The sequence below is a fragment of the Sphingobium sp. WCS2017Hpa-17 genome (assembly GCF_031843765.1).
Classification (GTDB): Bacteria; Pseudomonadota; Alphaproteobacteria; order Sphingomonadales; family Sphingomonadaceae; genus Sphingobium.
The window spans coordinates 1-26756 of the sequence record NZ_JAVTIV010000037.1 but is presented as its reverse complement, the minus strand read 5'-3'; the positions used below and the strand labels follow the sequence as shown (position 1 = coordinate 26756).

Below are 26756 nucleotides of genomic sequence, written 5' to 3'. Positions count from 1 at the left end.
ATGCTCACCACGCGACGCCAGTAGACGACCATAGAGAACATGGCAGGAACGATTGCCCAAAAAGCACGGAAAATCAAGGGTCAGTAGACGCCTGTACATCGCTGCATATTGTGAAATGGCGGAAGCGATGGTTGTCGCATTCCGGCGACACACGCTGCTGCCGCTGGACGACTGTCTCTATGCGTTGCAGCCATCGATCCCGCATCTGACCCGCTCAGCGCTGCATCGGTGCCTGCAACGACACGGCATCTCTCGCCTGCCCGACATCGAGGGCGACAAGCCCAAACGTCAACGCTTCAAACGCTATCCGATCGGCTTCTTCCACATCGATATTGCCGAGGTGCAAACTGCCGAAGGCAAGCTCTACCTGTTCGTTGGCATCGACCGTACCAGCAAGTTCGCGGTCACTCAACTCGCCGAGAAGGCCGACAGGCGAACGGCTTGGGAGTTTCTCGAATATCTGCTGAAGGCCGTTCCCTATCGCATCCACACCATCCTGACCGAGAACGGCATCCAGTTCGCCGACCAGCCGCGCAATCGGAACACTGCCTTCTCACGCCAGATGCGTTTCGACATGATCTGCGAGGCGAACGATATCGAGCATCGCCTCACCAAGCCGAACCACCCATGGACCAATGGGCAGGTCGAACGGATGAACCGCACCATCAAGGACGCAACCGTCAAACGCTTCCACTACGAGAGCCACGAGCAGCTACGCACACACCTTGCCGACTTCATCGCTGCCTACAATTTCGCCCGCAGGCTCAAGACCCTCAGCGGCCTTACTCCCTACGAATATATCGCCAAGATATGGACTTCAGAGCCAGACCGATTCATCCTCAATCCGATCCACCAGATGCCGGGACTGAACAACTAGCCACCTCAATCAGAACCGCTGATGGGACTGGCATGATCGGACGCCCCTTCACCATTTGTCAGGCTTCGATGCCTTTTTTAGGATCGTCGACGTGCTTGGTCATAAGAGGCCCGCGCCTTTTCATTTGTTGGTCTGAACGGCGTAAACCTGATTGCTGCCATCCATGTTGGACCGGAAGATCATCCACTTTCCGTCTGGCGTGAAGGTGGTGTTGGGTTCAAGCCGATAGTCGTGGCGGCGCATGTCGACGATCTTTTCCGTCTCCAACGTGCCGGGCGCGATCAGGTCGGCGGCATTGTCCGCATGGATGCCCGCTACGTCCGGTATCGCTTTGGGCGTGAAGAGGTAGAGATATTTGCCATCGGGCGCATGGGCGACCATTTCGCTGTCGCCACCATCGCCGGAAAAGCGCTGCATATCAGGCGTCTGGTTATAGTGGACGGACCACATGTTGCGGTCGACATGATACCATTGGCGCTTGCCGGTCGCGATCTCATAACCCGCCAGCCAGAACACCTCGCCACGCGGCGTCTGGAGATCGTACCAGATCCACTTGCCATCGGGCGAGAAGAATTCATGCCCGGCGATTTCCATGTTCATCGTGCGCTTGTGGACCTGCTGCTTGCCGCTGCCGTCGGTGCGGATGGTCCAGATGCGATCGACTTTGTGCCACGGGCCTTCATGGCAATATAGGATGAGGCCGGGATCGGTGGGCGAGAACTGGACATGGTTGAGCCAGTCGGTGGAGGCGACCACTACCTTGCGCGCGCCGGTGCGGATATCGATGGTGAAGATTTCCATCGGAATCTTCGCTTCGAGCCGCTCATTGAGGCGCACTTCCTTTGCTTCGGCGAAGCTGAGCGGTTTGCCGTCCGGGCCGTTGGCAGCATAATTGGCCTGACCGAACTGCTGCTTGATTTCCGGCGCCTTGCCCTTGGCCGTGCCATCGGGTTGCAGCGGCTTGTCGCTCGCCGCCCATTGGCCGAGGAGCAGCGTCTCATCGGCATTGATCGATCCGATCGATCCCTTGGCGACGGTCGCGATCTTGCGGACCTTGCCGCTGTCGATGTCGGCGGCGAAGATGGTGGTCGCGCCCGCGCCGTCATTCTTGCGGCCGCCGGCATAATAGACGCTGCGGGTCTTGCGCCCGGTAAAGAGGAGTTGCAGGTCCGCGCCCTTGACCAGCGGCCGGATGCTCCAGTCCGCCAGCGTCACGACGCTGATCCCGTCGGGTGTAGATATGACCATCTTGTCGCCTTGCGGCGTATAGCTGTTCTGGTGGAAATAGAGGCTGGCCGCGCCGCCCGGCTGGTCGGTGATCTGGACGATCTCATGCCCGGTCAGCGCGTCGGTCCATTGCTTCACCGGCTTGGCTATCGCCGCGCCGCTCCAGGCCATCGTCGCGAGAGCCAGAGCCGAAATACTGCTTTTCATCATCACCCTCTCTTCAACCCTGTGTCGGCAGCGCATCGGGGATGAGCGCCAGATTCTCGATTGCGGCAAGCCCCCATTGGGCTGCCGCATTGGTGGATACATCCGGCCATTCGACTGTCGGCGCGATGACCTTCGCGCCCGTCAAGGTGACACGGGGATCGCCCTTGGATAGGCCCTGCCCCGCCTCGCCGGACAGGAACTCGTCCCAAGCGCGACGCGCCATGGCGGCGTCCCCCGTTTCACGCGCGAGATAGGCGGTCAGGCGCGAATGGCCTTCCTTCAGGTTGCGGCCCTTGTAAGGCTCGCGGAACTCCGCCTCCCACTCCGCCTTGGGCGCGTTGAACCAGCGGCAATAATCCAGCCAGGCCTTGCGATAATGCGGCACGTCCAGCAACTGGAGCAGTTCCGCATTCACTTCCAGCGCACCGAACACGGCATTGAGGTGCGACAGGCTGATCTTGTCTCCCGGGCCCATGAAACGTCCGGTCGCCAGATCATAAGGCGCGCTGCCAGCCAGCCAGCCACGCTTCAGACGGCCGATACTGTCCATCCCGGCCATCAACCGATCGCGCCATTTACGCTCGCCGGTCCGCTCCCATTCGGTGAGCCAGGCCGACGCGACCGAGCACCACATCGTGCCGAAGCTCAGGTCGATCACGCCTTCGGGCAGCGGGTTGCGCTCTGCGCCCGGCACTTTGCGGCCGATTTCGACATGGCGGAGCGCCTGATCGGAATCGAGCAGGTCGCGCATCAGGTCGCCGACCCGCTCGTCTGCGGTCAGATAGTAGAAGATGCGACGATAGATAGCGTTACTGACGCGCGGCTGCTTGCTGCTGTCGCTCCAGTGCTGGACGCCATGGCGGGTACCCAGCCCCTTGAAGCGCCCCATATGATAGACGTCGACTTCACCGGTATGACGCGTCATCGCCTCGGCAAAGCGGAACAGTTTCGGATCGCCAGTGCGCAACACGCTAAGCCATAGCCACAGGTCGGGCGATAATTCGCTATTGTCCCAGGCATAGCCGCCAATGTCATAGCGCCACTGATGCCGGTCGAAATCATAGGTGTGCATGACATCGCCATGGTTCCAGAAACCATACCAGCGGCGGCGATCCACTTCGCTTTCGTAGAAGGCGGCGAGGTTGCTGATCTGGTCCTCGATCCGCGCCTTCATGGGCGACGAACGATCGGGCAGACCCCAGGGGCCGAAAACGCCGGCCATATGGATGCGTTCTGGCGTCGCCATCAGTTGCGGCGGCACCGCATTGGCCTGTACCATGGCCGACAGGCGCTCGGCCTCCGGCGTGGCGGCGCAGGCCCACAGTGTCAGTTCGCTCGTACGCGCGACGCCGGTCGCGCTGTCCCAGCCGGGTTCATAATCCTCATAGGTGATGGCCAGCCCTTCATTCTGGGCATCATAGCCTTCCATCCCCATCACCCCGCGATAGGGGCGCATGTCCATGGGCTTCGCGTCAGGCGACCAGAGCCAGAGGCTGAGCGCCGCTTCATCGCCGGCCGTACTGCGAATGTCGATCTGGGCGGGATGCCGCTGCCAGAAATAGCGCGCCGCCATCGCCACGCCGCCTTGTGGCGAGCCGACATAGCCCAGCCCCAGTGCGCGAGTGCCAGCGGTGGAGTCGACCCATGCATGGCCCGGTTCTGTGCGCTTGGCGATGGCGAAACCATCGGCGGTCAACTGGCTGAGCGTGAAGTCGCTCCAGGTCGGAATGCGGTCCAGCAAGGGACGAACACCGGGCGCGATGCTGTCCAGCGCGACCGCCTTCCCGGCGATCTGCGCCGCGCGGGCCGCTGCACCCGGATCGCGGCGCAGACCGGTCAGCGGGCGGACAGCCTCGGAGAAAAGGCTGCCCTCTGCGGTGGCGAGGCGGACATGGCGGTCATGCGGCGCGCCGGCCATGGGCACGGCGGCGCCGAGGCCGATGCTGCTGACGAAGTCCTTCGCCGGATCGCCATCGAAGATGACACTGTGCACGACGCGCAGATGATCGCCACCGGAATAGGCATAGAGGCGCAGGGTGAAGGGCAGCATGGTCCGTCCCGCCGCTTCATGCACGCCTTCCAGTTTCACGACAGCGCGAACCGGTCCCTTCTGCTCGATCGTCACCTTGTCGATCCGACCGGTGAGGCGGGTGCGTTTGCCGTCTTCCGGGGCATCGTCGACGCTTGCGATCAGGGAGAGCGGGCCCATTACCTGCCGTTCGCCCGACCATGCGCCGGCTATGACGGCCTGACCGGAGCGAGGGATGCGCCAGCGGGTCGCGCCACTGACGATCTCGACCGTGTCAGCGGTTTCACGCACCAGCACGGGCGTCGCAGGCGACTGCGGCTTGCCGGGAACGACTTCCAGACCGGCGGGCTGCTTTACGCCCGCAGGCAAGGCGTGGGCCGACCATTTGAGCGAGCCATCGGGCCAGGTCGCCAGCGTCCAATGCTGCGACGTCAGCGATGCGCCATCCTGTCCGCGCAGGCTGAGCGGCGCATTGGCCCGCATCGCACCGCGCGGCCATGGTACGCCGAATGTCTGGCCAAGGCTGAGCGCCGGCGCTTCGCTGTCGATCCAGCGCACCGGCGTTTGCGGCACGCCGCGCGTCGTTCGGGTGGCTGCGAGTGCCTCGGGCGGCAGCATCGCAGCCGCGCCACCCAGCAGCCCCATACGCAACATGTCGCGCCGTTTGACCGTCAGATGTTCCTTCATGTCCCCTCCTTGGCGGGGCCGGCCCGGAATATGGATGATTGCAGGTGAAAATGTGCCATTTCACCCGCCATCACATCAGGGGCGGCTGATCGAGAAATTACGCAGCTGAATATGGCTTTGCGTGGTGCGCACACCAAAATGGCCATGCCGATAGGGGGTATCGTCCATCATGCTGAACAGGGTGACACCGTCCCGTTCAACCGCGATCCGCTGACCGTCTGCGATCAACCGTAAGCGGAACCAGCGGTTCGGCTCCAGCATGTCTGCCTCACCGGGCCGATCATGCTCCGGTAGCAAGGGCCGCTCCCCGGCCTTGCCGACATAGCGGCGCATGCGCGTGGTGGTGTTGCGATTTCCACCTATGCCGACATAATAGGTGCGCAGCAGGTCATATTCTTCGAACACGCCGCTACGCCGCTTTGTCAGCACCGATCCATCTGACATGGCGGGGTCAGTCGCCATCCAGAAAGCGTTGACGTCGCTGACCGCATCATGCGATCCGCCGGCCGAAACAGCCCGAACCTCATAATCGATCGCGATCGGTCCGGTCAGTTGCGGCAAGAACCATAAGGACAGCCCCGCCGGGGTATCGATATCGACTATTCCACCTTGTGCTGTCACCCGTGCATCGCCCGCCGCTTCGATCCGCCATTGGCGCAGGCCATGGCGGAAATCGTCGCGGTGGAGGATAGGTCCGGGCGTGCGCGCCGCCACTGGCAGGGAAGCCAGCGCGGCGAGCATCGCCCGACGGTTGAAACCGGTCGGGATCACAGTTTCAGGCGAACGCCGCCATAGACCCTGCGACCGAAGGTTTCGATGATGGTCCGGCGATAGACGCTGTTGGCATTCTCCTTGCGCGTGGCGTCGAGCAGATTGACGCCTTCGAGGAAGAAGGCCACGCCCGGCATCACCGTGACGTTGAGCGACGCATCAAGCTGGCCATAGGCTTCGCCGAATTCGGGATTGTTGCCGCGTCCCTGCGCAACCAGCAGATATTTGGACCGCCAGTTATAGGCGCCACGCAGGCTGATGACATCGTCCTCATAATAGGCCGACAGATTGTAACTGTTGCGCGACAGGCCCTGGAAAGGCAGCGAATCCCCGGTGAAGAAATCCTTTCCTTCGTAGCCGCTATCCTTGGAATAGGTATAGTTGGCGATCACGCCCATATTCTTGATGACGGGCACGTCGATGAAATCGAACGCCAACTGCGCGCCAGCCTCGATACCGTTGATCGTTACCTTCTGCGTGCCGTTGGTGGGCACCAGAATATTGTAGGTAACGCCGGTCGGATCGACATAGGCCTCGGTCGTGTTCTGAATGAAGCTGCTGATCTCCTTACGGAAATAGGTCACCGACGCGAAGCTGGTCTTGTTCAGATAATATTCCAGACCCGCATCATATTGACGCGCGCGGAAGGGCTGGAGCCCCGGATTGCCGCGTGAGCCGGACAGGCCGACAACGTCCAGCGTGAAGCGCGGGGCCAACTGCTGCGGCAGCGGACGGGCCATCACTTCGGTGGCGGTGACGCGTGCCTGCAACTTGTCGGGGATCAGGTCTGCCTTCAAGTTGATCGACGGCAGGAACTCGGTGTTCTTGCTGGTGTAGGACACGGGCGAAATGACCGGCAGCGCGCCGCCACCCGGCGAGGTGCTCTGGAATCCCGACGTGTTCACCTTGGTATTGACGACGCGGGCGCCGATCACGCCGCTGACAGGCACCGGACCAACATCGAACGCGAAGGCGGCCTGCGCGAAACCGGCGAAATTGCGTTCGCCAACTTCCCATGTGTCGGTGAATACCTGGCACGTGCCGCCCGATCGTTCTGGGCAGCCACCTGCCTCGAACGGATCGGGCACACCGACCGCGTCAGCGACCCCCTGCGTCATGTTGAGCCAGCCGGTATAGCCGTCCGAAAAGCCCAGGTCGCCGGTATTGAAGAAGCGCGATGTGCCAAGCGCGGCATTGCCGCTCACAATATCCTGGATGCGGGCCTGCACCGCCGGATCGGAGAAGCCGTTGAGCGTGGTCGTGCGGGTGAAGAATTTGCTCTTCACCGTCAGGTCACGATACTGACCGCCCACCTTTATAGACGTGATGATGCCGGCGTCGGGCTCATATTCGGCGTCCAGCTTCGCCATCTTTTCCGACTGATCGTCGTAGCGCGGGCGGCGCAGCACGGTCAGCTGATTGATGCCGTCGGTCGTCGTGGGGTCGAAGGGCAGGGTGATCTTGGGCGCCTGCTGGCCATTGCCATAATCGACCTCCAGCCAAGGCATGCCCGTGACGGCGGCAGTCGCATTGATCTCGTTATTATAGGCCTTCGCCTTGGCGTAGGAGATTTTCGGCGTCAGTGTCAGATTGCTGGTGGTCCATTCCGCCCCCAGTGCGATATTATAGGTCGTACGGCGGATATCGCCCAGAATGTTGCGATAGGACACGCCGAGTTGGCTCGTCTGTGCCAGGGCGGTGTTGTTGGTCATCCGCAGATATTGGACGGTGTTGTCCGGGCCGACGATGGTGTTGGCGGTGTCGATAATGCCGCCGCTGGTGCCGGTCTGCAGATATTGCGATGTGACCGACTGGTTGGACCGGGTCCAGTTGCTTTCCAGATAGGCCTTGAAGTCGTCGCTCGGACGCCATTCCAATATGCCGTTCAGTGCATAGCGGCGGGTTTCAAGCCGATCGATCACGTAACGCGGAATATCCGGGATGAAATCCCTCACGCCGTCGCCGTTCAGGTCCCGGCTCTGGACCCAGCCCGTGGTGCGCGCCTGATGGTCCTCGACATTGCGGTTCTCGAACGTGCCCGAGACCAGGATGCCCAGCGTGCCATTGGCAAATGTGTCGCTGCCGATGACGGCAAGGCGCGGGTCCATATGGTCGCCGATATCGGCATAGATGGCCTGCGCCGAACCTGCGAGATAGGGCTTGCCGCCATTGTCGAACGGCCGGCGCGTGATGACGCGCACGGTGCCGCCGACGCCGCCTTCGGTCATGTCCGCGGTGGCCGACTTCACGACCTCCAGACGGTTGACGAATTCGGACGGCAGATCGCGGAAATCGACGTCGCGGCCGCCGCCAACGGTGGTGGACAGCGCCGTGGTGCCGTTGATTTCAACGCGGTTCAGCGACGGGTCCGCACCACGAATGGTGACGCCTGCGCCTTCACCACCTGCGCGTGAAATCTGGACACCGGTGACACGCTGGAGCGCTTCACCCACATTTTTGTCAGGGAATTTGCCGATATCTTCTGCCGAGATCGCATCCAGCACCTGTGGAGCGTTGCGCTTTGCATTGAGCGCACCCTGAAGGCTGCTGCGGATACCGGTTACGACGATATCGGCAGCTTCTACATCTTTGGCGTTCGAGACATTTGCCTCAGCCGGATCAGATGCGGACGAATCCTGTGCCGCTGCCGCTGTCGACGCGATGGCAAGCAGCCCCAGGTAGGAAATCGAAGCCAGTTTGGCACAACGCAGATGCATGAGCATCATCTCCCATTCCACATATTGAAATTATGTCTCTTTATATGGACATATCGCTGTCATCGCCTTTGGGCAAGAATTAAATCCCTCTAAATGGGATATGATTCCAAAATGCGATATTCGTGGTGGGCGTTGGTTTCTTTTTAGATACTCGTTCAAAAAAAATAGAACCGGGTGACCGGTGAGGCTTGGAATTGCTAGGCCAAAGGGTCAGCCGACACTTGTAACGTGGAGCCACACGCAGAAGACTTTATGCAATCCGACGTGTAGAAATTTTGCGACCGCTGCGGATGTGGGTCGGCTGTGGCTCGTGGTCATTTGCGGCATGCCGTGGCGCCCCCGTTCTCTTTCAGTAGGCAATCCTTGCTCCATTCCTCGTTCCCGATCGACGATAATGGGCGCGTCGAGCGGCGACCGGGTTGGTGCCCTAAGCATTATTGCGCCAAACAGGTCCGAACCCAAATAGTCCGATAACCACATTTTGACTTGGGCGAGTCCTTGCTTCGCGAACCAGTTCGGGCGAACGGCCACGAACTGCCGTACAAACGGAATAATCGCCGCGGCTGCCAGACCGGGTAGCGCCGCCCGGATTCGCGGTCCCACTCAGCCGCTCGTCGATCTGCTGACGGAACGCTAGCCCGTTCCTGTGGCGCGTTTCAACATTTGAGTCTGGCGTTTGGGATATTTGTAGCGATCTAGGGCATATTTAAACGGTTCATCATTTTCTACAGCCATGTTCCGAGTTAGCCAGAACTCAGTCCTCGTCCGCACCCGATGCGTTCGAAATGCCCACGACGACCGCTTCCAAGACACGGGTGGCAAGGCGCATATCCTCCTCGCTCAAGCCCGCAAAGACAGATGTTCTGATTTCGGAAAGCACCGGCTGGACCTTTTCCACCACCTCAATCCCTGCCGGGGTGATCTCGATATAGCGGGATCGCTTGTCGGTCGGATTTTCGATCCGGCGGATCAGACCGTCCGCTTCCAGTGAATTGAGCGTGCGAATTAACGGGGGCCATTGAATGGCAAGGCGTGCAGACAACAAGGATGTCGTTATCGGCGGCGTCGCAACACTGAGCACGAACAGGGTCTGCCAGCGCGATCGCGATTGCCCGGTCAACGCCAGCATCCGGCTTTCGACATGATTGCCCCAACGCCGGGCCGACAAGGACAGAATGCGTGTCAGGCGAAATTCGATATCGTCCCGGGACCCTTCCGGAAAATAGGCGCGATACTGCGGAGTCGTGCTGTCGAAGGGGTCTGCCGCAGCGGGTGTGTCAGAGGACATGCCGGTTCCATTGGTAAAGCGGACCAACCCATGTCGTGCCCACATTTCTGTCTTTAGCGATGCCAGAGCGCATCTGCCAAATGCCAATTCGCTTTCATTTTCACGCGATCGAAGCACGCTGTTGACAATATATGTACCTAGATACATAAATTCCGCATTGAGGCCGCAAAAGAAGGCCGGGAGAGGGAGCTTGAAGATGCGATTGAGCACGCAAAGCATGCGGACAAGTGCGAGTGGCTTGGCCATGATCGGCGCGATGATTGTGCTATCCCCACATATCGCTGCAGCGCAGGATATGCCTCCGTCGGGACAGGTGGCGGATCAGCAATCGAGCGAGGAGAGCCTGCCTCCGCCGGCTGGCCCGGATGTACCGGTAAACGACATTGTCGTGACTGGAACCCGACTGGGTTCCAATTTCAACGCGCCCACGCCGGTCACGTCGATCGGCGCCGAACGGCTTGCTGCGCTGGGTATCAACAATGTCGGCGAAGCGCTCAATCAATTGCCCAGTTTCCGTGCATCAAGCGGTCCTGCGGCGCAGGCCAATCTTGGTGGCAATATTGGTGCCCGCCTGCTCGACCTGCGCGGCCTGGACCCGCAGCGCACGCTGGTGCTGGTCGACGGTAAGCGGTTCGTGCCGAGCACGACCCAGGGGTCGGTCGATACCAACCTGATCCCATCGTCCCTGCTGCGCACCGTCGATGTCGTCACTGGCGGCGCATCAGCCGCCTATGGCTCGGACGCCGTTGCCGGTGTCGTGAACTTCGTCCTCGACCGCAAGAAGACAGGGCTGGACGGCGAATTCAGCGCGGGCGTCTCGCAACGCGGCGATGATGGCAACATGTTCGCCAGCCTGTCGGGCGGCACGAGCCTGACCGACCGCATTCATGTGATCGGTGCTGTCGAATATGAAAAGCTGGAAGGGTTGGGCAATTGTACCACCCGAAGCTGGTGCAACAGCCAGACGCTGATCCTGGGCAATACGCCGGGTGCTGGAGGACTGCCCGCAAATCTCATCGTGGGCGGCGTTAATACATCAACGATGACACCCGGTGGCCTGATCAACCGATCCTACAACGCGGCTGGCCAGGTGATCGGCACGACCGCGACGGACCCGTTGCGGGGCACGAAGTTCCTGGCGGATGGCGCGCAGGGGCAATTTCAATATGGCACGCTGGTTGGCCCGCTCTTCATGCTGGGTGGCGAAGGACAGGGGCGCAACGGCTTCATTTCCGCCTTGCGGCTTAAGGTGCCGCTGGAGCGGGTGTCGTCCTATGGTGCCTTGACCGCAGAACTGACCGACGATGTGACGTTGACGGCGGACCTGTCCTATGGCCGGGTCAAGGGTACCGTTGACGGCGCAATTTTCCGCGACTTCAACGGTACGCTGATGGGACGGATCAAGCGTGACAATCCGTTCATTCCGAGTTCGGTCGCAGCGACGATGGATGCCAATGGCGTGGCGTCCTTCGTCCTGGGCAAGGCCGCCTTCGACCTTGGTCCCGGCCGGGCAACGTCCACGACCGAAACCTATCGCGGCGTTCTGGGCGTCGAAGCGAAGCTGAGCGATCGCTGGACCGCCAGTGCCTTTTATCAATATGGCCGCACCAACTTCACGCAGCGAGCGACGAACCTCGTCAATCTGGCCAATCTGTTGAAGGCGACCGATGCCGTGCAGTCTGGCGGACAGATTATGTGCCGGGTCAATGCCGATGCCAGCACGGCCAATGACGACCCCGCCTGTGCGCCGTTCAATCCCTTTGGGGAGGGCAATTACAGTCAGGCTTCGGTCAATTATATTACCGGCAACGGGCTGCAACGCACGGTGAACGAACAGCATGTTGCCGGTGTGGATGTGCGCGGCGAATTGTTCGATCTGCCGGCCGGCCCCGTTACCGTCGCCGTGGGCGCGGAATATAGGCGCGATACCGTCGACGGCATGGCCGATGCCATTTCGGCAGCCAACGGCTTCTACTCGCTGAATGGCTCGGCGCTCAACGGCGGCGTGACCGTGAAGGAAGCCTTTGGTGAAATCGCCATTCCCGTCCTGCGGGATTCGGCAGTGGGCCATGCGCTTGATCTAAATGGTGCGATACGCCGAACCCATTATAGCACGACCGGGTCGGTTACGACCTGGAAGGGTGGTCTTGTCTACGAACCGGTCGAAGGCATCCGCCTGCGTGGTACGCGTTCGCGCGATATCCGGGCGCCCAACATCTTCGAACTATTTGGTCCCCAGACTCGTCGATCGATCGGCTTGTCGGACCCGCTCAATGGCGGCCTGCAAACCAATCCTTTCGTCGTCACCGGTTCCAATCCGGATCTATCGGTGGAGAAGGCGGATAGCTGGACGATCGGCGCGGTCATTGCGCCGCGGTCCGGTTTCCTTCAGCGGATGCGCCTGTCCGTCGATTATTATAATATCGAGGTGGCGGATGCGATCGGTGCGCTGGGGGCCCAGACATTGGTCAATCGTTGCGCGCAGGGGGCTACGAACTTCTGTAGCCAGATCACGCGGGACGCGGACAATCAGATTGTCGAAGTGCGCGACGTCATCCTCAACTCCAATGCGCTCAAGACCAGCGGCTATGACATTGAAGTACAATATCGTCAGCCGATCGGCGCGCTGGGCGAGATCAACGCCCAGTTGATCGCCAACATCACCAACGAACTGACCACTGTCGACTCACTGGGAGCTGTCGATCGTGCCGGCCAGACGGGCGTGCGCACAGGCACCATTGCGGGCGTCCCCGATTATGTGCTGGACGGCGTCCTCACCTGGACGACGGGGCGGTTCCAGTTGACCGGCCATGGTCGGTACATACCGTCCGGCATTTACTGGACGAATTTCGTCGGCCCCGATCAGGACGGCTATTCGGTCACGGCGGTGAACAGCGTCGATGACAATCGCGTACCCAGCCGCTTCTATCTCGACCTGACGGCGCGGCTGAATCTGGAGGCAGGCAATGGTCGGACATTCCAACTTTTCGCGACGGTGAACAATGTGCTTGATCGCGATCCACCCGCCATTCCTGGCCCCTCGGGTGGCACCAACCAGATATTGTTCGACCCGGTCGGTCGCGCGTTCAAGGTCGGTGCCCGTTTTCACTTCGGCGGATAATCCACAGGATCGGGATAGCCAGGATGACGACCGTAGTTGATGATGCCCCCCCCGTTACCATTCAGGTAACCGACGTGATCGAACGTCAGAGGATGAATGCGTTCGTCATTCGCCTGATCGTGATTTCATGGACAGTAACCTTCCTCGACGGTTTCGACATGCTCGTCATCTCATTCGTCGCGCCCTATCTGCGCGACGGATTTGGGGCGGATGCGATTTCGCTGGGCGAATTATTTGCGGTCGGCGTCTTCGGGGCGATGCTGGGCGGTATCGCCTTCGGCTGGCTTGGCGACCGTTTTGGGCGTCGACCGATCATCATCGCATCGGTCGCGGCTTTCGGCGCGACAAGCATGGCGATGGCTTTGGCGCCGGATATGCGGGCGCTGATGGCATTGCGCTTCCTGAACGGGGTCGCACTGGGCGGGCTGATGCCGCTCGCCTGGGCGCTCAACATCGAATATGTACCGGGCCGCTACAGAGCAACTGTCGTTACCGTCATCATGATGGGCTATACGCTGGGCGGGGTCATTGCCGGGCCAGCCACGGTCTGGCTGGCGCCGCATTTTGGCTGGCAGTCCGTATTCCTGATTTCAGGCATCGCGACGATGCTGCTCATTCCGCTTCTGGTGGCCTTGCTCCCGGAATCCGCCCGCTATCTTGCCGTAAAGCGGCGCTCTCCCGAAAAAATTGCCAAAGCGCTCAATGCGCTGGAGCCGGGATTGGGGGCACGGGCGCAGGACGAATTCATCGTCCGGGATGAAGCCGCCGCACCGGCCGGGCAGAATTTCCATCTTTCCACCTTGTTCAAGGGGGATTTGCGACCGATCACCGCATTGCTCTGGGTAGCCTATATTGGCAGTTCGATGGCGGTCTATTTCAAGTCCAATTGGGGTCCGATCATTTTTGAGGATGTCGGTTTTACCCGGACCGAGGCCGCAATGATCATGTCGGTCAGTTCGATCGGCGGCTCGCTCGCCGGACTGGCGCTCATGCGCTTCACGGACCGGATCGGACCGGTGGCGATCGCCTTCTACCCCATGTTTGCCGCGCCGTTGCTGTTGCTCATGGGGCTGGCCCCCGTTTCCTTGCAGGGGCTGGCCGCCTTCTCCTTGCTCAGCATGGCGATGATCAGCGGGACGCATTTCGGCATGCATTCCATCGCCGGCATTTTCTATCCCAGTGCCATCCGCGCCAATGGCGCCGGCTGGGCAACGTCGATCGCCAAGATCGGCTCCATCTTCGCGCCATTGCTGGGTGGCTATCTGCTTGCCACCAACATGCCGCCGCGCCTGCTGTTCGTGCTGCTGGCCGTCACGCCGTTGATGACCGCTATGTCGCTGCTGCTGCTGGCCCGCGTGGGCCGCCGCCGCATGCCCTTCATTTCCAATCCCACCGAACATGTCGTCCTTCCGGCACAGGCCGTGACGACGAAGCCATAGAAGGAAACCAGAATAATGCCCTTGACCGCCACGCCCATCACACCCCGTTTCGGTGCAGAAATTTCCGGCATCGACGTCAGCAAGCCGATCAGCGACGCAGACTTCGCGCAAATCAAGGATGCGATGAACCAATGGGGCGTCTGCGTCATCCGCGGCACGGGCTTCGATAATATGTCGCATGTGACCTTCAGCCGCCACTTCGGCCATCTGGAAACGGCGCCGGCCGTCAAAAATCGTCCGCGCCGCCACCCGGATACCCCGGAAATATTCGACGCCAGCAACCTCACGCCGGCGGGCGAAATACTGGTCGACGAGAATATGGTGCTGCACAAGAAGGGGGATCGCCTTTGGCACACCGACTCCTCCTTCATGGACATGCGTTCGGCCTATTCGCTGCTGCTGGCTTATGAGGTGCCAAAGGAAGGCGGGCTTACATATTTCGCGGATATGCGTTCCGCCTATGAAGACCTGCCGGATGATGTCAGGCAAAAGATCGCCACGCTTAAGGCCGATCATTCGCTCTGGTATTCGCGCCTGCTCGCCGGCTTCCCGATCACCGAAGAAGAAATTGACGGCCGCCCGAAAGCCCGTCAGCCTATGATCATGCCGCAGGAAGCAACGGGACGAACGGCCATCTATATCGGCAGCCATGCGATGGATGTGGCGGACATGCCCCGGGATCAAGGCCGGGCGTTGATCAAATATCTGATCGAGTTTGCCACCCAGCCCCAATATACGTTCGGAGTGTCCTATCAGCCCGGCGATCTTGTCATCTGGGACAATCTGACCACCATGCATCGTGGCGGCGATTTCGACATTTTCAACGAGCGCCGCGACATGCGTCGGACGACGGTGCGCGAAGGCGATGCACCCGAGCATGCCGACGACCCGTTCACCGCCTATTTTTCGGCATCCAGTCCAGCGAATTGATCCTGTCGTGACAAGCAATAAGCCCCGAATATTGGTTACGCGCAAATGGCCCGAACGGGTCGAAGCGCTTATCGCGGCGCGCTATGACGCGACCTTTAACGTCGACGACAGGCCGCTTGACGAGGCCGCCCTCATTGTGGCGATGCGTGACTATGATGCCATATGCCCCACCATCACCGACCGGCTGCATGGCGGCCTGTTGGGCGTGGAGGGGCGGCGGGTCCGGATGATCGCCAACTATGGTGCGGGCCATGAACATATCGATCTGGCAGCGGCCCGATCCGCCGGCCTGATCGTTACCAATACGCCGGGTGTGCTGACGGACGCGACAGCGGACATAGCCATCACGCTGATGCTGATGACGTCACGTCGCGCGGGCGAAGGCGAGCGGGAAGCGCGTGCCGGCCAATGGACTGGATGGCGGCCGACCCACCTGCTGGGCACCAGTCTGCAAGGCAAGGTGCTGGGGCTGGTCGGCTTTGGCCGGATTGCACAGGCCATGGCGAAACGTGCACGCTTTGGTTTCGGCATGGAGATCGTCTATTATTCGCGCCGGCCGGGCGCGCAGTCCGATGTCGAGCATCTGGGCGCGCGCTATGTCGGATCGCTGGGCGAGTTGGTCGAGCAATGCGATTTTGTGTCGCTGCATATTCCGGGCGGCGCAGAAACGCGCAATATCATCGATGAAGACATATTTGCCCGGATGCCCTCGCATGCGATCCTCATCAATACTGCGCGCGGCGACGTGGTGGACGAGGATGCCTTGGTTACAGCGCTGGAATCTGGCGCGATCGCTGGGGCCGGCCTCGACGTGTTCGTCGGCGAACCCAAATTGTCCCAACGGCTGATTGATGCGCCCAACACCGTTCTCTTGCCGCATCTTGGCAGCGCAACGCGTGAAACGCGCGAGGCCATGGGCATGCGGGCCCTCGCCAATCTGGACGATTGGCGGGAAGGTCGGGTGCCGCGGGACAGTCTGTAATGCCGATGACGGTCGATGAACTGATCAACGTCGAGCGGTTGCCGTCATCCTACAAGGCAACGGTCGATCGCTGGTGGCGCCCCTTGGCAGAACAGATCACCCGGTGGCGCCAGTTGGCCGGCCGAACCCTGGTCGTGGGCGTGAATGGCGCGCAGGGCAGCGGAAAATCGACGCTTTGTCGCTTTCTGCAATCCGCTCTCCTTCCCTACCATGGTCTTTCCTCAGCCACGCTTTCTCTCGACGATCTCTATCTGCCACGCGATGCAAGAGAGCGGCTTGCGAGCGACGTGCATCCGTTGTTCCAGACACGTGGGGTGCCCGGCACCCATGATGTCGATCTGGGGACGGCTGTGCTGGAGCAGCTGGCGGCTGGACAGGGGGCATTGATCCCGCGTTTCAGTAAGGCGCTGGACGACCGGTTGCCGCCGTCCGACTGGACAGATCAGGCTGGCGGGGCGGATGTGATCTTCTTCGAAGGCTGGTGCGTCGGCGCGCGGCCGCAGAATGCCGCCACGATGGCGACCCCGCTCAACGCGCTGGAGGCGGAGGCCGATCCGCACGCTATCTGGCGCTGCCATGTCAATGTCGCACTTGAAACATCCTACGCCCGATGCTTCTCGCATATCGATCGTTTGGTGATGCTCAAACCGCCATCCTTCGATCATGTCCTGCGCAATCGCCTGCTTCAAGAGAGTAAGCTGCGCGCCACGATGCCGGACGCCCCCGGCACCATGGATGACGCGGCATTGCAGCATTTCGTCAGCCATTATGAACGGTTGACGCGGCACATGTTCGTGGACCTGCCCGATCGTGCGGATGTCCTGTTCGAACTGGATGAAAACCAGAATGTGCAATCCTGCCGGGGTCTGTCTGGTCGATGAGGCGCCGTTGCCGATAGTATCAAGATATCGGCGACGGAGCCTCGAGCAATGGAAGGGAGTGTAAGACCATGTCGTCTGAAGAGGGGTTGCCCGTCGGCATCACCCGCCCTGGACTGGAGTTCGTTTACGCGGCGCAGGCGGAACTGGGCGAGCCGATCACTATCGGTGATACGCCCGATGGCGTGCGTAGGATCATTCCGATCTTCTCCGGCATGGTCGAGGGGCCGAATATCCGTGGGCGCATCCTTGGTGGTGGCAGCGATTGGCAGGTGCTGAGGCCAGACGGCGTAACCGTGGCGGACGCAACCTATGCGATGGAAGCCGACGACGGAACGATCATCCAGATACGCAATCGCGGTTTGCGGCATGGCCCGCCTGATATCATGCGCCAGCTTGGCAGCGGCGCTGACGTCGATCCCGCAGCTTATTATTTTCGGACTGTTCCAGAGTTCATCGCGCCGGTCGGTTCCCACGACTGGCTGAACCGCAGCATCTTCATCTGTGCAGGGGCGCGTTATCCAGCCTCTATACGCCTTTGGGTCTGGCGCGTGATCTGATCGAAAGAAGGAATGGCTAACTGCCTTTCCATAGATTTCGATCCAGACGAGCACGCTGAAGAATTTATTCCCCGACGGCGAAGTCGACATTGTTCTTCTGGCCTGCCGCGTGAATTCGACCCTCTTGATCCGGCATCAGGGGCTATTTGGGTCGGAAATCTGCTCAACCCATTTGGCTCACGACTCACTGATCAAAGCCAGAAGATGACGGTGGCAGCGAGGGCGATTGCCGAGAAGAAGGCGTTGGCGCATCGGTCGTAGCGCGTCGCGACCCGTCGCCAGTCTTTGAGGCGGCCGAACATGATCTCGATGCGGTTGCGCCGTTTGTAGCGGCGCTTGTCGTGTTTGACGGCCTTGTTCCGGGATTTGCGACCGGGGATGCAGGGGGTGATGCCCTTTTCCTGCAAAGCATCGCGGAACCAGTCGGCATCGTAGCCGCGATCAGCGACCAACCATTGGGCTTTGGGAAGTTCGTCCAACAGGGCAGCGGCACCGATATATTCGCTGACCTGCTGCGGTCATGAAGAAACTGATCGGACGACCGTTCGCATCGGTAACGGCATGAAGCTTGGTATTCATGCCGCCTTTCGTGCGTCCGATCAGGCGTCCCGCGCCCCCTTTTTTTCCGCAAGGCTCGATGCCGTGCGGTGGGCCTTGAGATAGGTTGCGTCGATCATAACCGTCCTGCGTTCGGAAACCTGAGGCGCTGCCAGACCTTCCATCATCCGAAGGAAAACGCCCTTGTCACCCCACCGCTTCCAGCGGTTGTAAAGCGTCCCTTTCGACAGGCTCAGGACAGGCTTGTGCGGCCCATAGTCCTTTGGAGCATCCCGCCAGCGCAACCCATTGCGGTTCACAAAGATGATCCCGCTCAACACCCGCCGATCATCAACGCGGGGGTTACCATGGCTCTTTGGAAAATAAGGCTCAAGCCGCGCCATCTGGTCATCCGTCAGCCAGTAAAGGTCGCTCATGCTCAGTCTCCTCACGGAGCCTGAATCAGATCGCGCCGCTCAGATCAATGGGTCCTGACCCTAGGATACCTTGGCGCGCAGAAGGGCAATTGCCGGCACATTTCCAGCCTCATTGGCGAGCATGCGACCAGTCTGGAGGATCTGCGACTGCGATTGCCTGCTGGAAGCGTTCGGGATTTGGATGAGAATCTCGCCTTCAATACAAATCAACCTTGGCATCTGTAGATAAGGCAAGGTTGAAGCTGTCGCCATGCGCGATGGCCCGTGTACCAGCCTATTTGCCGTTGTGGTCTTCGTAGGGGGCGATGCTGTGAGATAGGAAGAGTGGGTGCCGGATATAGCGCCCGGCCAGCCTAAAACCGGTGACCCTATTTGCGGTGTGCGCTAGCTAATATGAATGAACCAACCGCCATTCTACCTCAACAAAATTGAACAGTTGCTTCTCCCTGTGTCACATAATGGCATATTGTTATCAGTGCTCGACGTGTATCTGGCCGGCATGGTCATCAACCCGATCTGGCGCCACAGTCGTCATGATTGAAGCTAATTTGGCGATGCGCCGCCCAGATTTGAAAGTGACGATGTGCTGCATCGCTTTCTTGATCTCATCATGCAGCATCATAATGCGATCCTGACCAGCCTTGCCCGTCCGGGTCGTTATCGTCGATGGTTTCGTGAAGATCGGTTGAGCGAGGTCATGTACGACCTTCCGGCAATAGTTTCGGCCTGGTGGCGCGCGCGGGCTTGCCGCGCGCGCCACGCAAAATGGCAATTGCCCAAGCCTTGGCATTGACCAATCGCTCCGTCATACAGCCCGCTACCACACCGTCGGGGCTTCTTATCCAACTGCCTTGAGGATGCCGTGCATATCGAGCCAGCGAACGAAGGCGTCGAACCATCCGGTACTGGTCGTGGCTTTCGGGTACATGCCAAAACCGTGACCACCTCGTCCATAGAGATGAAACTCGACCGGCCGCTTGGCTGCGCGCCAATCGTCGATTAGTTTGAAATCGCGGTTGCCGAACAAAGGATCGTCCGCAGCGATCGCGGCGAACATCGGTGGTGCATCCTGCGGAACCGTCATGCTGCCGAGCGGTCCATAGATATTGCCAATAAACGCCGGCTTCGCGTCTTTTGAGGATAAAGTCGTTGCCATCGTCAGCATCGCTCCTGCCGAAAAACCGATCATGCCGATACGATCGGGATCGACATGCCATTGTACTGCACGGCTGCGGATCAGGCGGAAAGCGGCGGTTGAATCGGCAAGTTGCGGCGCAAGGTCGATCGCGGCATTATTTGCAGCCGGAAGCGGCGCCCGAGCGGCGCCCGAGAACATTTCCTGCATCGATTTTTCGAAGCCCGCCATATCTGCGGGTGTCTGCCGAAGCCGATATTTGATGACGAAGGCTGCGATGCCTCTGGCGGCGAGCGCACGGGCTACATCATAGCCTTCATTGTCCATGGACAGGGTGCGAAAGCCACCGCCGGGCGCTACGACAATCGCCGCACCTGATGCCTTGTCAGGGTCTGGAAGGAATGGGGTTAGCGTCGCTACGGTGACGTTGCGGGCGAACTGGCTGCCATATTGGCGGTGCCAGCTTTCTTTGGCCTTCGCATCTGGCAAGGGGCCTGTGCCGAGTTCGATCGCGTCCGATTGCACCGGAACTGCGATAGGCGTCATCTTGTCCTTGTCTTCCTGCGCCTGGACAGGACCGGGCAAAAACCATGCGAAGGCGGCGATAGCGGTCAAACACCGAAAGCGAGATTTGAACGCGTACCTCTTATTTGCATCTGTCATGATAACTATCCTCTCCTGGTTGCCTGTTGCGGCGTTTCAAATTTATTCCAGATCAAGCACCGTTATGGATTTTGGCGGCAGCGTGACGGTCAGTATGCCGTGGCTGACTTGAGCGCCGGAAAAAGGTGCAGGGTGGACTGTTTCAGGTGCGTCGAACGTGTTGTACGCGTTGATCGCCGCAGCTGTAAGGACACGACCTGAAACGGCCTTGACGCTCAGGCCATCCAGTTTCATCGTCACCGTATTCGGCTGGTTGGGGTCGAGATTGGAAAGACCGACATGGACCTTGCCATCTTTACCCCGCACCGCTGATCCGCTGACTGCAGGCATTACGAATCTGTCCTTGTGGTACCAGGGCGTGATCAGTTCAATCGGCAGGACCGTAGCCCCCTGCCAAGGCTTGTACATTTCGAACACATGATAAGTTGGTGTCAGCACCATCTTGCGCCCATCGGTCAGGATCATCGCCTGAAGGACGTTTACCATCTGGGCAATGGCGGACATGCGGACACGGTCGGCATGTTTGGCAAAAATATCGAGATTGACCGAGGCCACCAAGGCATCGCGCAACGTGTTCTGTTGGCGAAGGAAGCCGGGGTTGGTGCCCGGATCCGGTGCATACCAGGTGCCCCATTCATCGACCGCCAGAAAGACGCGCTTCTCAGGGTCATATTTGTCCATCACTTTGGCATGACCTGTGATGAGTTCATCCATCTTCCATGTAGCTGCAAGCGTGTCAGCCCATGCCGTTTCATCGAAATTGACGGGATCGGCTTTGGGCGGCCAGCCGCCCTGCGGGATGGTGTAATAATGGAGCGACAAAGCATCGAGATGCTTGCCCGCTTCGCGCATCATGACTTCGGTCCAGTTATAGTCTCCGCCGTTGGCGCCGGATGCGATCCTTACCATCGTCTTGCTAGCGGGTACCTTCAGGAAGGTGGCGTAGCGCTTTGTGACGTCGGCGGCATATTCCGCCCGCATGTTGCCGCCACAGCCCCATAACTCGTTACCGATGCCAAAGGCGGGGAGCGCCCATGGTATCTTTTGCCCGTTTCTGCCGCGTTCCTCAGCCAATGTGCCCGCTGGTGCAGTCATATATTCCACCCATTCGGCCATCTCTTGCGGACTGCCATTACCGACATTGCCGGAAATATAGGCCTCTGCGCCAACTTGGCGCAGCAACTCGAAAAATTCGTGCGTGCCGACGGTGTTCGGTTCCGGCACGCCGCCCCAGTTGGTGTTGACCTTTACCGGTCTTTTTGCTTTCGGCCCGATCCCCTCCCGCCAGTGATATTCGTCGGCAAAGCAGCCACCGGGCCATCGTATCATGGGCACGGCAAGGTTCCGCAACGCACCGATGACGTCGTTCCGAAAACCGTTAGTGTTGGGGATTGACCTGTCATTGCCGACCCACAGGCCGCCATAGATGCCAGTGCCCAGATGTTCTGCGAACTGTGTGAACATGCGCTTGTCGTAAACGGGGCCAGGCCGATCCCCATGGATTGTCGCGGTGGTCGGCCTTTCATCCGTATTGGCAGAGGCAGCGTTGCATGCAAGTGCGCTGGCACACATCATCAGCAAGGCGGTGTTGCGGCGCAATATCTTGATCATCGAACATCCTCAAAAAGGGAAATGGCTAAATCGCCTCACTTGGGCAGAGGGACCGATCGGGAGATATGATAAGTGCCGGTTTCGACCGGAATGTCGGTTCCAGGTTGTCCACTGCCGATGCTGAGTTGATAGTCACCGGGGATAAGGGTGCGCTCTCCTGCCATGGTGACGAAGCTCAGGTCACGGGGAGAGAGAGTAAACTCGACGGTTCGGCTTTCGCCGGGTTGAAGCGAGATGCGCTGGAAGCCACGCAGCGCGATGCGCGGCGCGCCGTTGAACTGTGGCGGAGTGATGTATAACTGAGCAATGTCGTCGCCCGCGCGATCGCCGCTGTTCCTAATCTGTGTACGGACCTTGATCCCGTTTTCCACTACGCCATTGACGGGTTCAATGACAGGCGGGGTGTAGGTAAAGCTTGTGTAGCTGAGGCCATAGCCGAACGGATAGACAGGCCTACCCTTGAAGTAGCGGTAGGTACGGCCATCCATGCCATATTCGGTAAAGGGCGGAAGATCATTCACACTTTTGTAGAAGGTGAGCGGGAGGCGACCGCCTGGATCGACCTTTCCGGACAGGACATTGCCCACGGCCCGCCCTCCCGACTGGCCAGGATACCAGGCCTCCAATAGGGCCGACGCATTCTCTTTTGCCCACGACAAATCTATCGCGCTGCCGTTCATGGCGATGACGACGAGCGGCTTGCCCAAGGTCTTTGCCTTTTCTAGGAAAGCGCGTTGGTCGGCCGGCAGGTCGAGCGTTGTCCTGTCACCGCCCTCGAAGCCTTCCACCTTTACCGGCATTTCTTCGCCCTCCAGATCGGAGGTTAGACCAACGACGGCGACGACGACATCGGCATCCTTGGCGCCTTTCGCCATATCGCGATCCAGATCATCCGTGACCCGCTTCCAAAATATGGCAGGTGCAGCGGGAATGCCACTTTGCCCTTGAAGCCGGATGGTGTAGCGTTCTCCTTTGGTCATAGACACGTCGGTTAGTTTGAGCGGTTCGGCCCATCGCGAATAGTCGGTCGCTGTGACAATTGGTTTGCCGTTAAGCGAGACGTCACCCTTCACGCCGGTTAGCGCCAGCCTATAGAGGCCGGTTTCAGGCGCGACGAGATAGCCCGTCCAGACCACCTTATGATCGGTCGCGATCTGCCTGAATTCGGCGGCGCGGGAGGTGATGCTGTCCTCAGTGCGGGTAAGCACCGGTTTGCTGCCAAACTGGTCCTTGGCAACGGCGTTATAATATTCCGCCTTGATACCGGGCTTTCCATCAGGGGTTAGCAGCGCCGTGCCCGGAACGAGGTCGCCGTCGGTGATGGACGGTGAAAATGGTACGAGCGTGATGGCCGACCCGGGCATTGCTTGTTTGAGGCCATCGGCGACCGATATGGGTGGCGGGCTTTTTGCCGAGCTATAATTGCCACGCAGCACGCGGGTAGCATCCGCCAGAGGCCCCATGAGCGCAACCTTGATGCCGGGTTTTAACGGCAGAATTCCGTCATTCTTGAGGAGGACCAGACTTTTTTCTGCCGTATCGAGAGCCACAGCCTGGTGTTCGGCCGTGCCGATCGCTTTAACAGGAGTTATATTCTGTTTGCGGCTCGACAGGCCAGGCAGGTCGCCATTGCGCAGCCGGGCCGAGAAAAGGCGAACGAGCGCGGTATCGATATCCTCGACGCTGATATGGCCCTTGGCCAGCGATTCCTTGTAGCGGTCGCCAAGACCGGCCTTGCTGCTCAAAGTAGCATTGTTGCATTCGCTGTCGACACCGCGTCGCAGTGCGACGGCCACGCCGGTTGCTGCGTCCGGCGCATATTTATGATGATCGTAGATATCGATGACGGCGTCGCAGTCCGACACGACATACCCCTTGAAACCCCATGCGTTGCGAAGATAGTCTGTCAGCAGCATCGGACTGCCGCATGCCGGTTCGCCGTCCACCCGATTATAGGCGCACATGATGGAACCCGCCTTGGCTTCCACAATGGCAGCACGAAACGCCGGAAGGTAGCTGTCCTCCAGATCGCGTTTCGTCGCAAAAATGTTGTCGATGTGTCGGCTAGGTTCCGGGCCGGAATGTACTGCATAATGTTTGGGGGTGGCGATGACATCAGGCAGGTCCGGATTTTTGCCCTGCATCCCCTGAATGAAAGCGACGCCTATTTGCGCTGTCAAAAACGGATCTTCGCCATAGGTTTCTTGACCACGGCCCCAGCGCGGATCTCGGAAAATGTTGATGTTGGGTGACCATGTGTCGAGCCCGGTGCCGATGCGCCCCAAATGGCCTGTTTGCCGGCCAAGAGTGTGAAGCGCCCGCACTTCGGCGCTGATGGCGGACGCTACAGTCTTGATCAATGGGGCGTCGAAGGTGGCGGCAAGGCCGATCGGTTCGGGGAAATTGGTGGTGGGTACTGCGCCAATGGCGCCGTGCAACGATTCTGTCCACCAATTATAGGCAGGAATGCGGAGCCGCGGGATGGCAGGTGCAGTATTCAGCAACTGCTCTACCTTTTCATCCAGAGTCAACGCGCTGACGATCGCGCGCGCCTTGCCGTCTGCCTCTGTCCAGACATCGCTATGTTCGCTAGCCTGGGTTAAGGTGGAAGTTGAAAGGAAGAGCGTGGCGGCAGCTGCACGCATGCAGAAAGCTGTCTTCATGGTGTCTCCCGTGAAATGGTGCGCCCATTTCCGACGTCACTTTATTTCGGGGAGGAGGGCCTCGCCCGGATCTATGATAGGGCGGCGCGGGGGAGGGCACTTCCCCCGCGCCTGGCGCGCTCTAACGGGCGGCGCCGTTTTTGGCACTTGGAGAGGCAAAAGGATTGATCGTCTGGATCGTGCCGTCCGGGTTGTAGTGCAGTTCGGTCACCTTGACATTTCGCAGTCGGGTTTGACCTGACAGTTGTGTGTCAGCATAGAACAACCACCAGCGGCCATTCCATTCAACAATCGAATGGTGGGTGGTCCATCCTTCCACTGGCTCCAAGATGCGGCCTTTGTAGGTGAAGGGGCCATAGGGCGAATCGCCTATAGCATAAGCAAGATAGTGGGTGTCGCCAGTCGAATAGCTGAAATAATATTTCCCCTTATATTTGTGCATCCAGGATGCTTCGAAAAAGCGGCGATCATGGTCGCCGCCCAGGATCGCTTTGCCCTGTTCATCGAGTATCTGAATTGCTCGAGGCGTTTCTGTGAACTCCAACATGTCGCCGGTCAGCCTGGCTACGCGCGGGGCGAGTGCAGGCTTGTCATCTTGGCCCAAGTCTGTTTTAGACCCATTGGCGTCATATTTGCCGTCGATGTTCCGTTGAAGCTGTCCACCCCAGATGCCGCCAAAATACATATAGCTGGCGCCATCATCATCAGTGAAGACGGCGGGATCGATAGAATAGCTGCCCCTGATCGGTTGCGGCTGAGCCTTGAACGGCCCCATCGGACTTTTTGATGTGGCGACGCCTATACGAAACGCGCCTTCCTTGTCCTTGGCCGGAAAATAGAGATAATAGGTTCCGTTTTTACGTGCAGCGTCGGGCGCCCACATCTGCTTTTCGGCCCAAGGCACATCCTTAACGTCTAGCGCGACTGGCCCCACTGTTACCGGTTCGCCGATCTTGTCCATCGACAGCACATGATAGTCGCGCATTTCGAAATGCGCGCCCAGATCATCCTCGGCTGTAGGGCCGTCAATGTCGTGACTGGGATAGACGTAGATCTTGCCATCCCAAACATGAGCGGACGGATCGGCCGTGTACATGTCCTTCACCAGCGGTTGGGACAGATATTCGGAAGCGTCGCGTCGTTCCACCTTGCTTTGCGGGGGCTTATTTTCCGGCTGATCGTGCGACCCGCAAGCAGTGGAGAGCAGGACCATGGCGAACGGCAGAGCCGTCAATCCGCGTGATCGGTTCAACATGCCTATCCTCTCCTTGTAGTAAGACAAATATTTTATAGGAATGTAGATAGCGCTATCATCCCTATGGTGCAATCCTTTCCTTGATCCTGTATCTTGGATCGATCGGATAAAAGAAATCGAGTAAATATGCGCTTTCTGTCTTATGATAGCGCAAACATGGAGAGGTTGGATGCGCTACAAGGTGACGTCGGCGATTGGTATTGCGCTGCTGTTGAGCAGCATCAACGGACGGGCGCTGGCGCAGGAAGGGCGTGAGTTGAGCTTGAATGGCCAGGGCTATTTCGAAGGCCCCGCTGTCAATATATTTGCTTTTTCTAACTGGTATGATGGGCTGTTCGCTGACGCCAAGATCGGCGGGATAGAGATTATCCAGCGGGGAATTCGCAGCGCCACCAATGGTGATGTGCGTTTGTCGGCAACGCCGGGCCAATGGGATGCTGCCGCCGCGCTCGTCAATCGCAAGGTCGATGCCGCAGGCGGAATTGTTGAAACCACGCTACGCTATGCTGAATATAACTGGCAATATGTCGTGCGGGCGTAGCGGGACGGTAGCGGCGTGCGACTGAGCATTATCCTCGACAAGCCACTTCCGCATGCGCTGGTTGGTTTGGCAGGGTTTAGAGCGTTTTTCGATCATTCCAGATCATACCCGCACGAACTGAAGTAGTTGGCACATTCCATTGGCTGGAAGATATCGACGAGTTTGCCGATCAGGCCCCACAGTCCGCTGACGGTTCTTTCT

At 59.5% G+C, this 26756-nt stretch carries 17 protein-coding genes and 3 pseudogenes; 8 read left to right on the top strand and 12 right to left on the bottom strand.

Annotation, left to right across the window (positions count from 1 at the left end; translation table 11 throughout):
* Positions 1-121 precede the first annotated feature (121 nt).
* Positions 122-877 (top strand): annotated as a pseudogene (locus tag RQH62_RS23885) (IS481 family transposase); the annotation flags it as partial.
* A 120-nt stretch (positions 878-997) separates the two neighbouring features.
* Here RQH62_RS23885 and RQH62_RS23880 read toward each other — a convergent pair.
* From RQH62_RS23880 to RQH62_RS23860, 5 genes are all read right to left on the bottom strand, one after another.
* Positions 998-2311 carry an oligogalacturonate lyase family protein gene (locus RQH62_RS23880; protein ID WP_311271147.1) on the bottom strand — a complete coding sequence of 438 codons (1314 nt, stop codon included), beginning with the start codon at positions 2309-2311 and terminating at the stop codon, positions 998-1000.
* 13 nt (positions 2312-2324) lie between these two features.
* Positions 2325-5027, bottom strand: coding sequence for a Tat pathway signal sequence domain protein (locus RQH62_RS23875; protein ID WP_311271144.1), 2703 nt, complete (start codon positions 5025-5027; stop codon positions 2325-2327).
* A 75-nt stretch (positions 5028-5102) separates the two neighbouring features.
* A complete protein-coding gene (locus RQH62_RS23870; protein WP_311271146.1) occupies positions 5103-5768 on the bottom strand; it encodes a DUF6250 domain-containing protein in 666 nt (221 codons plus the stop codon).
* Between the two features lie 26 nt (positions 5769-5794).
* Positions 5795-8524 carry a TonB-dependent receptor gene (locus RQH62_RS23865; RefSeq protein WP_311271143.1) on the bottom strand — a complete coding sequence of 910 codons (2730 nt, stop codon included), beginning with the start codon at positions 8522-8524 and terminating at the stop codon, positions 5795-5797.
* Between the two features lie 745 nt (positions 8525-9269).
* On the bottom strand, positions 9270-10049 hold the full coding sequence (locus RQH62_RS23860; RefSeq protein WP_311271142.1) for a MarR family transcriptional regulator: 780 nt from the start codon (positions 10047-10049) through the stop codon (positions 9270-9272).
* A gap of 49 nt (positions 10050-10098) precedes the next feature.
* Here RQH62_RS23860 and RQH62_RS23855 point away from each other — a divergent pair, with 49 nt between their 5' ends.
* From RQH62_RS23855 to RQH62_RS23830, 6 genes are all read left to right on the top strand, one after another.
* Entirely contained in the window at positions 10099-12924 is a 2826-nt protein-coding gene (locus RQH62_RS23855; protein ID WP_311271141.1) for a TonB-dependent receptor domain-containing protein, read from the top strand.
* A gap of 23 nt (positions 12925-12947) precedes the next feature.
* Positions 12948-14363 carry an MFS transporter gene (locus RQH62_RS23850; RefSeq protein ID WP_311271140.1) on the top strand — a complete coding sequence of 472 codons (1416 nt, stop codon included), beginning with the start codon at positions 12948-12950 and terminating at the stop codon, positions 14361-14363.
* A gap of 15 nt (positions 14364-14378) precedes the next feature.
* Entirely contained in the window at positions 14379-15293 is a 915-nt protein-coding gene (locus tag RQH62_RS23845) for a TauD/TfdA family dioxygenase (protein ID WP_311271139.1), read from the top strand.
* A 31-nt stretch (positions 15294-15324) separates the two neighbouring features.
* Positions 15325-16275, top strand: coding sequence for a D-glycerate dehydrogenase (locus RQH62_RS23840; RefSeq protein ID WP_311271138.1), 951 nt, complete (start codon positions 15325-15327; stop codon positions 16273-16275).
* Positions 16275-17156, top strand: coding sequence for a kinase (locus RQH62_RS23835; RefSeq protein ID WP_311271137.1), 882 nt, complete (start codon positions 16275-16277; stop codon positions 17154-17156). Before RQH62_RS23840 ends, RQH62_RS23835 begins: the two co-directional genes overlap by 1 nt.
* A gap of 68 nt (positions 17157-17224) precedes the next feature.
* Entirely contained in the window at positions 17225-17713 is a 489-nt protein-coding gene (locus tag RQH62_RS23830; RefSeq protein ID WP_311271136.1) for a DUF3237 domain-containing protein, read from the top strand.
* A 191-nt stretch (positions 17714-17904) separates the two neighbouring features.
* Here the strand turns inward: RQH62_RS23830 and RQH62_RS23825 are convergent.
* From RQH62_RS23825 to RQH62_RS23800, 6 genes and pseudogenes are all read right to left on the bottom strand, one after another.
* Positions 17905-18687, bottom strand: a pseudogene (locus tag RQH62_RS23825) (IS5 family transposase).
* Positions 18688-19159: 472 nt separating this feature from the next.
* Positions 19160-19309, bottom strand: coding sequence for a hypothetical protein (locus tag RQH62_RS23820; protein WP_311271135.1), 150 nt, complete (start codon positions 19307-19309; stop codon positions 19160-19162).
* A gap of 216 nt (positions 19310-19525) precedes the next feature.
* On the bottom strand, positions 19526-20485 hold the full coding sequence (locus tag RQH62_RS23815) for an alpha/beta hydrolase (protein WP_311271134.1): 960 nt from the start codon (positions 20483-20485) through the stop codon (positions 19526-19528).
* A 42-nt stretch (positions 20486-20527) separates the two neighbouring features.
* The gene (locus tag RQH62_RS23810; protein WP_311271133.1) at positions 20528-22096 is read right to left on the bottom strand and encodes an alpha-L-arabinofuranosidase C-terminal domain-containing protein; all 1569 of its coding nucleotides are present in this window, start codon (positions 22094-22096) and stop codon (positions 20528-20530) included.
* A gap of 35 nt (positions 22097-22131) precedes the next feature.
* A complete protein-coding gene (locus tag RQH62_RS23805; RefSeq protein ID WP_311271132.1) occupies positions 22132-24759 on the bottom strand; it encodes a glycoside hydrolase family 3 C-terminal domain-containing protein in 2628 nt (875 codons plus the stop codon).
* Between the two features lie 121 nt (positions 24760-24880).
* The gene (locus RQH62_RS23800) at positions 24881-25972 is read right to left on the bottom strand and encodes a glycoside hydrolase family 43 protein (RefSeq protein ID WP_405053590.1); all 1092 of its coding nucleotides are present in this window, start codon (positions 25970-25972) and stop codon (positions 24881-24883) included.
* Positions 25973-26183: 211 nt separating this feature from the next.
* Here RQH62_RS23800 and RQH62_RS23795 point away from each other — a divergent pair, with 211 nt between their 5' ends.
* A complete protein-coding gene (locus RQH62_RS23795; RefSeq protein ID WP_311271131.1) occupies positions 26184-26555 on the top strand; it encodes a hypothetical protein in 372 nt (123 codons plus the stop codon).
* Between the two features lie 92 nt (positions 26556-26647).
* Here RQH62_RS23795 and RQH62_RS23790 read toward each other — a convergent pair.
* Positions 26648-26756 (bottom strand): annotated as a pseudogene (locus RQH62_RS23790) (IS630 family transposase); the annotation flags it as partial.